General features: G+C 67.0%; 8 protein-coding genes. 4 read left to right on the top strand and 4 right to left on the bottom strand.

Annotated features, from left to right (window positions below):
- The 4 genes from otsB to OXR08_RS18015 all read left to right on the top strand — a co-directional run.
- Nucleotides 1-664: trehalose-phosphatase (otsB, locus tag OXR08_RS18030; protein ID WP_267351974.1), on the top strand; the 664-nt coding region annotated here is incomplete at its 5' end.
- A complete protein-coding gene (locus OXR08_RS18025; protein WP_267351972.1) occupies nt 661-2,439 on the top strand; it encodes a glycoside hydrolase family 15 protein in 1,779 nt (592 codons plus the stop codon). The genes otsB and OXR08_RS18025, both read left to right, overlap by 4 nt.
- Nucleotides 2,436-3,848 (top strand): trehalose-6-phosphate synthase, encoded by a 1,413-nt coding sequence (locus tag OXR08_RS18020; RefSeq protein ID WP_267351970.1) that lies wholly within the window; start codon nt 2,436-2,438, stop codon nt 3,846-3,848. The genes OXR08_RS18025 and OXR08_RS18020 overlap by 4 nt, the downstream gene beginning before the upstream one ends.
- Before the next feature lie 109 nt (nt 3,849-3,957).
- A complete protein-coding gene (locus OXR08_RS18015) occupies nt 3,958-6,057 on the top strand; it encodes a TonB-dependent siderophore receptor (protein ID WP_267351978.1) in 2,100 nt (699 codons plus the stop codon).
- On the opposite strand, the gene OXR08_RS18010 is transcribed toward OXR08_RS18015, so the two are convergent.
- The 4 genes from OXR08_RS18010 to OXR08_RS17995 form a co-directional block, all read right to left on the bottom strand.
- Entirely contained in the window at nt 6,045-7,157 is a 1,113-nt protein-coding gene (locus OXR08_RS18010) for a mechanosensitive ion channel domain-containing protein (RefSeq protein WP_112381446.1), read from the bottom strand. The two genes, OXR08_RS18015 and OXR08_RS18010, sit on opposite strands and share 13 nt — an antisense overlap.
- 459 nt (nt 7,158-7,616) lie before the next feature.
- The gene (locus tag OXR08_RS18005) at nt 7,617-8,630 is read right to left on the bottom strand and encodes an inorganic phosphate transporter (RefSeq protein ID WP_112381447.1); all 1,014 of its coding nucleotides are present in this window, start codon (nt 8,628-8,630) and stop codon (nt 7,617-7,619) included.
- 15 nt (nt 8,631-8,645) lie between these two features.
- Nucleotides 8,646-9,821, bottom strand: a complete 1,176-nt coding sequence (locus tag OXR08_RS18000; RefSeq protein ID WP_112381448.1) for a DUF47 family protein — start codon at nt 9,819-9,821, stop codon at nt 8,646-8,648.
- Nucleotides 9,822-9,894: 73 nt separating this feature from the next.
- On the bottom strand, nt 9,895-10,671 hold a 777-nt coding region (locus OXR08_RS17995), incomplete at its 5' end, for a GMC family oxidoreductase (RefSeq protein ID WP_267351966.1).

Genomic DNA, 10,671 nt, shown 5'->3' with positions numbered 1-10,671 from the left:
ACTGGCCGAGCGCCCCGATGCGGTGGTGGTCGCGCCGTCGCTGGTCGACATGCTCGATCGCCTCGCCGCCACCATGCCCGGCCGCGTCGCGATCGTCAGCGGCCGGTCGATCGCGCAGCTGGACGCGATGCTGGGCCCGCAGGCCCGGCACTTCGCGCTGGCCGGCAGCCATGGGGCGGAGCGCCGCACCCCCGAACATGGCTATGAAAGCCCCGAGCCGCCCGAGGCGCTCGCCCTCGCCGCCGAATCGCTGCGCGATTATGCCGACACCAACGGCCTGGTGTTCGAGGCCAAGAGCTTCGGCGCGGCCATCCATTACCGCCAGCGCCCGGAGCTGGAGGACGATGCCAACGCCGCCGCCGCCGCGGTCGCCGACACGCACGGCCTCGTTCTCCAACGCGGCAAGATGATGGCCGAGGTGCGTCTGTCCGGCGACAAGGGCGACGCGATCCTCGGCCTGCTGGAAACGTCCGCCATGCAGGGCACCCGCCCCCTGTTCTTCGGGGACGACGTCACCGACGAGGACGGCTTCGTCGCCGCCGCGGCGTCCGGCGGCGCCGGCGTGCTGATCGGCCCCTTGCGCGAAACCGCCGCCTTGTATCGTCTGGAGAGCGTGTCCGCCCTCCACACCTGGATCGCCGCTGCCATGGAGGCCCGTGCATGACCCCCGACATGAATCTCTGGCCGATCGGCAATTGCCAGGTTTCCGCACTGATCGATTCGACCGGCCGTTTCGTCTGGGGCTGCGTGCCCCGCGTCGATGGTGACCCCGCCTTTTGCGCGCTGCTGGGCGAGGAGGAGCCGGACACCGGCTTCTGGTCGATCGAGCTGGAAGACTGCGTTACCACCACGCAAGGCTATCTGCGCAACACCCCGATCCTGGTCACCCGCCATCAGGACGACCGTGGCAACGCGATCGAGATCACCGATTTCTGCCCGCGCTTCTCGCGCGACCAGCGCATCTATCGCCCGACCAGCTTCGTGCGCATGGTCAAGCCGATCGGCTCGCCGCGCATCCGCATCCGCCTGCGCGTTGCGACCGACTGGGGCGCGCAGACCAGCCAGACGCAAGGGTCGAACCACATCCGGTACCTGATGACGCACCAGACGCTGCGTCTCACCACCGATGCCCCCGTCGGCCACATCACGCGCGAGCGATGGTTCCGGCTGGAACGGCCGATCAACCTGTTCCTCGGCCCTGACGAGAGCTTTTCGGGCGTGCTGTCCGAGGCGCTGAACGGCATGCTGGAGCGGACCACCCATGAATGGCACCAATGGGTCCGGGGCCTTGCCACCCCGGTCGAATGGCAGGGCGTCGTCATCCGCTCGGCGATTACGCTCAAGCTGTGCCAGCATGAGGAAACCGGCGCGATCGTCGCCGCGCTCACCACCTCGCTTCCCGAACATGCCGATTCCGGGCGCAACTGGGATTATCGCTACTGCTGGATACGCGACGCCTATTATACGGTGCAGGCGCTCAACCGGCTCGGCGCGCTCGACGTGCTGGAGGGCTATCTCGAATATCTCCGCAACATCGTCGATGCCGCGCGCGGCGGCCATATCCAGCCGCTCTACGGCGTCGGCGGCGAATCGACCCTGATCGAACGGATCGAGGACAAGCTGCCCGGCTATCGCGGCATGGGGCCGGTGCGCGTCGGCAACCAGGCCTATGAGCAGATCCAGCATGACGCCTATGGCCAGATCGTTCTGTCCGACGTGCAGGCCTTTTTCGACTGCCGCCTGTTCCGCATGTCGGGCATGGAGGATTTCCACTCGCTGGAGCGCGTCGGCGAGCGGGCCTGGGCCAAATATGACCAGCCCGATGCCGGCCTGTGGGAGCTGCGCACCAAGAGCCATGTCCACACCTATTCCGCCGCGATGTGCTGGGCGGCCTGCGACCGCCTCGCCAATGCCGCGCAGGCGCTGGGGCTGGAGGAGCGCCAGACCTTCTGGCAGGAGCGCGCCGACCAGATGCGCGAGGCGATCGAGCATGCCGCCTGGCGCGACAAGACGCAGCGCATCTCCGCCACCTTTGGCGGCGACGATCTCGACGCCAGCATCATCCAGTTGCTCGACCTGCGCTTTCTCGCCCCCGACGATCCCCGCTTCCTTTCGACCCTCGACGCGGTGGAAAAGGGGCTGCGTCGCGGCAGCCACATGCTGCGCTATGCGACCGAGGATGATTTCGGCCTGCCGCATACCGCGTTCAATGTGTGCACCTTCTGGCTGATCGAGGCGTTGCATGCCACGGGCCGGACCGCGGATGCGCGCGAACTGTTCGAGGAAATGGTCGCAAGGCGCACGCCCGCGGGCCTGCTGTCCGAGGATATCGACCCCAATACGGGAGAGCTGTGGGGGAATTATCCGCAGACCTATTCGCTGGTCGGCCTGATCAACTGCGCCGTCCTGCTGAGTAAACCATGGAGTGCCGTACGATGAGTCGCCTGATCGTCATTTCCAACCGGGTGCAGCCGCCCAAGACCGGGCCGGGCGGCAACCAGGGTGGGTTGGCGGTCGCGCTGCTCGCTGCCCTTCGTGAACAGGGCGGCATCTGGTTCGGCTGGTCGGGCGAGACCACCGAGGAATTTTCCGGCCATATCAACTTCCAGCAGGGTGGTGGCGTCACCACCGCAACGATCGACCTGGAGCCGCAGGACGTTGACGAATATTATAATGGCTATGCCAACCGCACGCTGTGGCCGCTCTTCCACTACCGGATCGACCTGACCGAGTTCGAACGCGATTTCGGCAGCGGTTACCGCCGGGTGAACCAGCGTTTCGCCGATACCGTCCGCCCGCTGATTGAGGATGACGATCTGGTCTGGGTGCATGATTACCACCTGATGCCGCTCGGCCAGGAGCTGCGTGACCGCGGTTTCCGCAACCGGCTCGGCTTCTTTCTCCACATCCCCTGGCCCCCGGCGCGCCTGCTCCTGTCGCTGCCCAGCCACCGGCAACTGGTCGAGACGCTGTTCGCCTATGACGTGGTCGGCTTTCATACCGAGGACTGGCTGGACAGTTTCCGCGACTATGTGACCAAGCAGCTCGGCGGCACGCTCGGGCCGAACGATACCGTCACCTATCAGGGGCGCACGATCCGCGCGATCGCCGCCCCCATCGGCATCGAGACCAAGGAGTTCGAGGAAGCCGCCGCCGGCAACGACGCACGCTTCGCGCGCGAGCGGATGTACATGTCCTCCACCGGGCGCAGCCTGATCGTCGGCGTCGACCGCCTCGATTATTCCAAGGGCCTGACCGAGCGGTTCCTGGGCTATGAACGCTTCCTGCAACAGAATCCGGAGCGCAACGGCCTCGTCTATATGCTCCAGATCGCGCCGCCCAGCCGCGAGAAGGTGAACACCTATCAGGAAATCCGCGCCAATCTCGATGCGCTGTCGGGGCGGATCAACGGCGAATATGCCGATATCGACTGGGTCCCCATCCGCTACGTCAACAAGGGCTTTCCCCGCCCCACTCTGGCCGGCATCTACCGCGCGGCGCGCATCGGCCTCGTCACCCCGCTTCGCGACGGCATGAACCTCGTCGCCAAGGAATATGTCGCAGCACAGGACCCCAGCGATCCCGGCGTGCTGATCCTGTCCAGCTTCGCGGGCGCCGCCGCCCAGTTGAAGGAAGCGGTGCTGGTCAATCCCTACAGCGCCGAGGAACTGTCCGACGCGATCGTCAAGGCGCTGGAGATGCCGCGTGCCGAGCGCATCCGTCGCTGGGAAGCGTTGATCGACAATGTCCGGCGCGAGGATGTGTTCTGGTGGTGCGACCTGTTCCTCGCGGCGCTGCGCGGCGATGCCGGCGCGGAGGCCGCTGCCCGCGAGGAGGAACGCGCCTGACCCCGACCGGCGCGCAGCTTCCGCGTCGAAACAGGCCCTCACGCATTTCTGCAGTTGAGAGTCACCCGCAATAGCACTATGGCCCCGCCGATAACGAAAGGGGTTCATGATGTTCAGGGCGATCAAGATGGCGGGCGTCGCGCTTGCCGGGCTCACCGCGGCGAGCGCAGCATGGGCGGAGGTGCCGGTCCCGGCCGACCCCGCCGATCAGCAACGCCGCGCCGAGCAGGGCGAGGAAATCACCGTCGACGGCCACCGGATGGACGAATCCTTTGCCGGCACCAAGACCGACACGCCGCTGATCCAGGTGCCCCAGCCCATCACCGTCATTACCGACGACGTGTTCCTGTCCCAGGGCGCGATCACCATTTCCGATACCGTCCGCTACGCAGCCGGCGTCAATGCCGACGCCTATGGCCGCGACACCCGCGTCGACAGCTTCCAGATCCGCGGCGTCGACGCGCTGCAATTCCGCGACGGCATGCGCGACATCTACAGCTTCTACGCCAGCATCACCTCCGACCCGTACAACTTCTCGCGGGTCGAGGTCGTGCGCGGCCCCGCCTCGGTGCTGTTCGGGCAGGGGTCGCTCGGCGGCATCGTCAACCTCGTCTCCAAGACGCCGGTCTTCACCAATGCGGGCGAGGTGAACCTCGTTTATGGCAGCTACGACCGCAAGGAGGTCATGGCCGACGTCAACCGCCTCGTCACCGACGACCTCGCCGTCCGCCTCGTCGCCCGCGTCCGCGATGCCGACACCTATGTCGACCACGTGCCCGACGACCGCGTGATGATCGCCCCCTCGATCACCTGGCGCCCCTCGACCCAAACCGACATCACCCTGCTCGGCCTGTATCAGGAGGACGACACCGGCTCGACCGCCAACTTCCTGCCGCTGGTCGGCACGCTGCGCGACAATCCCGGCAATCCCCGCCTGCCCCGCTACCTGTTCGTCGGCAAGCCCGGCTACGACCGCTATGACGGCCGCCTGCTGCAAGGCGCCGGCCTGTTCGAGCATCGCTTCACCGACTCGCTCAAGCTCAGCCTGAAGGCGCGCTACATCGACAGCGACCTCGACTATTTCACCCATTACACCAACAGCTACGCCAACCCGACCAATCCTTATGTCGAGGGCAGCAACGGCCGTCGCATCCCCCTGATCGCCGGATCGTCGGTCGCGCGGCTGAACGTATTTTCCACCGACAACAATGTGCAAGCCAAGTTCAATACAGGCGCCGCGGTCGAACACACGCTGCTGCTGGGGCTCGACTATAGCTGGAACAAGGTCCGCAAGAGCGACAATTACGACTTCTCGCAAGTCATCGACCTGTACGACATCGACTATGCCTCGATCGTCGAGCCGCCGATCGTCGCGCCCTTCGCCACCACCTCCCAGCGCCAGCGCGGCGTCTATGCGCAGGACCAGATCCGCTTCTGGGACCGCGTCTCGGTCGTCCTCGGCGTCCGCAACGATCGTCTGCGCACCCGGGGCGCCACCGCGCCCGACGTGATCGACAAGGCTACCACCTTCCGCGCCGGCATCATCGGCGAGATCGGCGCCGGCCTCTCGCCCTTCTTCAGCTACACCGAAAGCTTCCAGCCGGTCGCCGGCACCCTGTCCAACGGCACCAATTTCCGTCCGCAGACCGGCACCCAGTATGAAACCGGCCTGAAGTGGCAACCCGATCCGCAAACCCTGGTCACGCTCACCGGTTTCCGCATCAAGGAACAGAATCGCCCCATCCCCGATCCCACCAACCCCCTGTTCCAGATCCAGGCCGGGGAACTGACCACCAAGGGTTTCGAGTTCGAGGCGACCCGCACCCTGCCCGGCAATTACGACCTGACCGTCTCCTACGGGTATAACGACCTGTCGGGCGACAGCGCCGCCAGCGGCTATCTGTCCAAGCACACCGCCGCCGCCTGGGGCACCAAGACGGTGACGCTGGACGAGGCGACCAGCGTGCGTGTCGGCGCCGGCGTCCGCTATCTCGGCAAGCAGGTGTCGAGCAGCAGCGTCTGGACGATCGTCACCCCCGATCGCGTCATGGCCGACGCGCTGGTCGAATTGAACCGCGACCAGTGGCGCATCGCGGTCAACGCCACCAACCTCTTCGACAACCGCGCCTTCGCCTCCTGCCTCGCGCGCGGCGACTGCTTCGTCTCCGCGCCGCGCAACATCATGGCGACGCTCGGCTACCGGTTTTGAAGAATGACGGGGGCGCGATCTTCCCTGAAGGTTGCGCCCTCCCCGTCCACCGCCACGCGCCGCCGCGGCAGCGCCTCGGGCATCGCCTCGCGGATATAGCCGAGCAGCCCTTCGCGAATGTCGCAGCGCAGGTCGAACGCCACCGACGCATCCTTGGCGGTCATCAGCCCGCGCACCTGGATCGCATCGGCGGCGGTATCGGTCACCTGCAGGTTGAAGAAACGCCCATCCCAGCGCGGGTTGGCGCGCACCAGTTCCTCCAGCTTCGCGCGCAGCCGTGGGATATCCGCCGCCGGATCGAGATACCAGAATACCGATCCCAGCAACTGGCTGGTCTCGCGCGTCCAGTTCTGGAAGCTGTTCTCCAGGAACTTGGCGACCGGCACCACCAGCCGCCGCTCGTCCCACACCTTGACCACGACGAAGGTCAGCCGGATCTCCTCGATCCGCCCCCATTCGCCGTCGATGATGACGACGTCATCCAGCCGGATCGGCTCGGTAAAGGCCATCTGGATGCCCGCGAACAGGTTCTTCAGCGCCGGCTGCGCGGCGGCACCGACGACCAGGCCCGCGATACCGGCCGACGCCATCAGCGTGACGCCGATCGTGCGGATGCCCGGTACGCTCAGCAGCATCAGGCAGATCGTCAGGAAGATGATGAAGAAGACGCCGATCCGCCCCAGGATCGCCGCGCGTGTCCGCTTGCGCCGGGCGCGCAGGTTGTTCTCCACCGTCACGTCCGCGCGCAGGTCGATCACCGCCTGCAACGCGCGCACCCCCGACACCCCCAGCCAGCCGAGCAATGCCGGCACCGTGAACCCCAGTATCTGGCGCCACAGATCGCGACCATCGGAGTCCATCGGCACGAAGCGCATCGCGAAACTCACCGCGATCGCCACCGCGACCCAGCGCAGCGGCCGGCGGACATGCGCCAGCACCAGATCGTCGCCCCGGCTGGCGGTGCGCCGCGCCGCATGGTCGGCGATGCGCATCGCGATGCCATGAACCAACAGGCCCAGCAGGACCGCCGCCGCGATGATCGCGACGCTTTCCACCCATTGCCATTCGCGGGGAATATCGAGCGAGCGTAACCAATGCATGCCCGGCTAAAGGCTCGCGCCCGCGAAGGTTCCATGATCGGCGGTGGGCGCGCAGCCTCATGACCGAACCGTTCGTGCCGAGCGAAGTCGAAGCGCAGTCAGGGGTACTGCTCCTGGCGGGCCAATCGGTTCACGCGAAGACGCGAAGATTTTGTTCGCGCGGAGGCGCGGAGGCGCGGAGAGAGGCACCGAGCCGCAGGCTCACTCCCGATCACAGGTGAAGGCTTGTCTCCCGGTCGAACCGGTCCATGCCGGCACGGCAGGCGCAACCTCTCCGCGCCTCCGCGTCTCCGCGTCTCCGCGTGAACCAACCTTCTTCCGAAGATCAGCAGGAACGACCGTGCCGCGGCGGACTCGTGTGACGAGCACGATAGTAGCGCCCGCCGCGACCGGCCTATAAGGCCCGCCCCGCGCACCACGTCCACCCCCGAAACGCCGGCTTGGACAAATCTGGAGGGCTCAGAACAGCCGGGTCAGCCCGTAGAATCCCGCGCCGACCGCGGCGGAGGCGGGGATGGTGATGACCCATGCCGTCACCACCGTGCGCGCCACGCCCCAGCGCACCGCGGAGGCGCGCCGCGCCACGCCCGCACCGATGATCGATCCGGTGATCGTGTGCGTGGTCGATACCGGGATGCCCAGCGCCGATGCGCCGAACAGCACGACCGAACCCGCCATCGACGCGCTGAAGCCTTGGTGCTGCGACAGCTTGGTGATGCGGCTGCCCATCGTCTCGATGATCTTCCAGCCGCCGGTCATCGTGCCCAGCGCGATCGCGACATAGCAGCTTATCGCCACCCAGTGCGGCACCTCGAACGGGCCGGACAGCCGCCCGGTCGAATAGAGCAGCACGGTGATGATCCCCATCGTCTTCTGCGCATCGTTCAGGCCGTGGCTGAGCGAATAACAGGCCGACGAGAACAGGTGCAGCACGCGGAAACTGCGCTCCGCCTGCACCGCGGTGGCCCGCGCCAGCGCCCAGCTCGACAACAGCATCACCAGCATCGCCAGCATCATGCCCAGCGTCGGCGACAGCACGATGGCGAGCAGCGTCTTGTTCAGCCCGCCCCACTGGATACCGCCCAGCCCCGCATGCGCCACGCCCGCCCCGATCAGCCCGCCGATCAGCGCATGGCTGGAGGAGGAGGGGATGCCGCGCAGCCAGGTGACGACGTTCCAGAACATCGCGCCGCCAAGCGCTGCAAAGATCACCGCCGGCGTCACCAGATCCTTGTCGATCAGGCCTTTGCCGATCGTCTCGGCCACCGCGTGCAGGCTGGGAAAGGCGATGGTCAGGAAATAGGCGGCGAAGTTGAAGGCGGCCGCGAACAGCACCGCCTTGACGGGCGACAACAGCCGCGTCGCGACCACCGTCGCGATGGAGTTCGCCGCATCGTGCAGGCCGTTCAGATAATCGAACGCCAGCGCGACCCCGATCAGGCCGATCAGGAGCGGAAGGGCCAGTTCATGCATGGTCTGTCCGTCCGATCAGGCGTGATCGATGACGATGCCGTCGATCTCGTTCGCGACATCCTCGAACGCGTCGACGATGCGCTCCAGATGCTTGTAGATCTCGCGCTCGACCACGAAGCGCAGCGTGTCGCTGCTGCCATGGTCGGCCAGCGTCCGGCGCAGGCCGGCGGCGTGGATGTCGTCCGCCTGCCCCTCCATGCGCACCAGCCGCTCGGTCAGCTCGTGCAGGCGCGCGCCGTTCTGCGCGACGTTGCGCAGCAGCGGCATCGCCTCGGCGGTCAGTCGCGCGGCATCGACGATGATCGCGGTCATGTCGCGCATTTCCGGCGCGAAGTCGCTCACCTGATACAGGTCGATCGCCGCGGCGGCGGCCTGCATCTCGTCGATCGTGTCGTCCATCGCGCCGACCAGGCTGGTGATCGCCCCGCGGTCGAACGGCGTCAGGAACGTCTTGCGCACGGTTTGCAGCACGTCGCGGGTAATCTCGTCGGCATCATGCTCGCGCTCGATCACCTCGGTGATGTGCTCGGCACGCGCCGTGCCATCGGCCGCCATCAGCCGCGCCATGGCCTCGGCGCCCGCCGTCACCGTTCGGGCATGCGCCTCGAACATCTCGAAGAAATTGCCTGTCCGGGGGAGCAGGCGTTGGAACCATGCGAACATCGGTGCTACCTTCGATTTTTCTGGGATACCCGCCCCTCTCCGGGCGGCCGCCCTGAACTCGGCGGGGCTGAAGGACCGGATCAGGTCGCGCAGGTCCGGCTCGTCCACGGCGGCGGCCGCCTCGGACAAGGTGAACCAGCGGCGTTGCCGCTCCGGCTGCTCCTTCCAGCTCTGTAATTCTTGGGTGACGGCCAGCGGGAACACGTCCACGTCGACCATCAGCGAGGCGCCACTACCGCGCTTCTTGCGATAACGGAAGCTGCCCAGCGGCGTGGGGCAGATCGCACCCAGCACACCGGCCTCTTCCTCGGCCTCCTGCGCGGCCGCCTCATGCGGCCGGGCCCCGCCCCCGATATTGCCCTTCGGGATCACCCAACGCCCCGACGCGCGCGAGGTGACCAGCAGGACGCGGATCACCCCGTCGGGCGAGGTGGCCTCGGTCAGGTACGGAAAGGCGGCAATCTGGCGAATGGTCCTGCACTCCCGTGGCGCATCGCCCGGGGTCGGGCGCTGGCACCTCGCGCGCATGGGGTGAAACGTCGCCGCGCGCAAGATGGCGCGGTAACGCACCGTCCGGAAACGAAGCGGCGCGGGTCCCGGATCAGCGCCGGGTGGACGGCGGCATATCGCCTCGCGCACCGACGAGTTCGGGCACGCCGCCGGCACAGCGATGCGCCGGCACGCGCCGGTCGAACGCGGCATAGCGCCGCCCGGCGATATGGTCGCCGCAGCGCAGCGCCAGCGCCATGATCGTCAGGCTGGTGTTCACCGCACCCGCACTCGGCAGCACCGACGCATCCGCGACATACAGCCCCCTGATGCCATGCACCTGCAGGTCGGCATCGACCACCGAATCGCCCGCATCCAGCCCCATCCGCGCGGTGCCCACCTGATGCCATAGCTGCGGCGCGCGCGGCGGCGCGATGCACGGATAGCCCGCGTTTCGGAACGCCTCCGTCGCCAGCCGCGTCAGCCGGCGAAAGCTGACCGCGCTCACCGTCGGCTCCACCGTGTGGGACACCGCATCGCCATCGAAATGCAATCCGCTCGTCCGCGTCGGCAGCGCCTCCGACATGCAGAAGCAGATCAGCGAATGCCGCCCGATCGCCTTGGCCACCGGGCGCAGCGACCGGGGCAGCTCGGTCCAGAACGGCATCTGCCCGGCGGTCTGGATGATGCCCAGCGGAAACGGCCATTCCGCGCTGCCGTGATAATAATCGTTGATCGAAAAGCTCTTGGTGTGGATCTCCGCCAGCTCGGGCCAGCGCACCAGCGGAAAGACGACGCCGGCCGAATGCCCGGCCAGATACCGGCCCAGCGCGCCGCCGGCATTTCCCAATCCTTCCCGGTGCTTCGCGGTCCGCGACCGCCGCAACAG

It is taken from the genome of Sphingomonas sp. GM_Shp_2, from assembly GCF_026540875.1.
GTDB classification, from domain to species: domain Bacteria; phylum Pseudomonadota; class Alphaproteobacteria; order Sphingomonadales; family Sphingomonadaceae; genus Sphingomonas; species Sphingomonas carotinifaciens.
Note: the sequence above shows the minus strand (reverse complement) of the source record. Positions and strands in the feature narration are given on the sequence as shown.

Coding starts and splice junctions, on each gene's coding strand:
- OXR08_RS18025 (WP_267351972.1), top strand. CDS start 661: ATGACCCCCGACATGAATCTCTGGCCGATCGGCAATTGCCAGGTTTCC.
- OXR08_RS18020 (WP_267351970.1), top strand. CDS start 2,436: ATGAGTCGCCTGATCGTCATTTCCAACCGGGTGCAGCCGCCCAAGACC.
- OXR08_RS18015 (WP_267351978.1), top strand. CDS start 3,958: ATGTTCAGGGCGATCAAGATGGCGGGCGTCGCGCTTGCCGGGCTCACC.
- OXR08_RS18010 (WP_112381446.1), bottom strand. CDS start 7,157: ATGCATTGGTTACGCTCGCTCGATATTCCCCGCGAATGGCAATGGGTG.
- OXR08_RS18005 (WP_112381447.1), bottom strand. CDS start 8,630: ATGCATGAACTGGCCCTTCCGCTCCTGATCGGCCTGATCGGGGTCGCG.
- OXR08_RS18000 (WP_112381448.1), bottom strand. CDS start 9,821: ATGCGCGCGAGGTGCCAGCGCCCGACCCCGGGCGATGCGCCACGGGAG.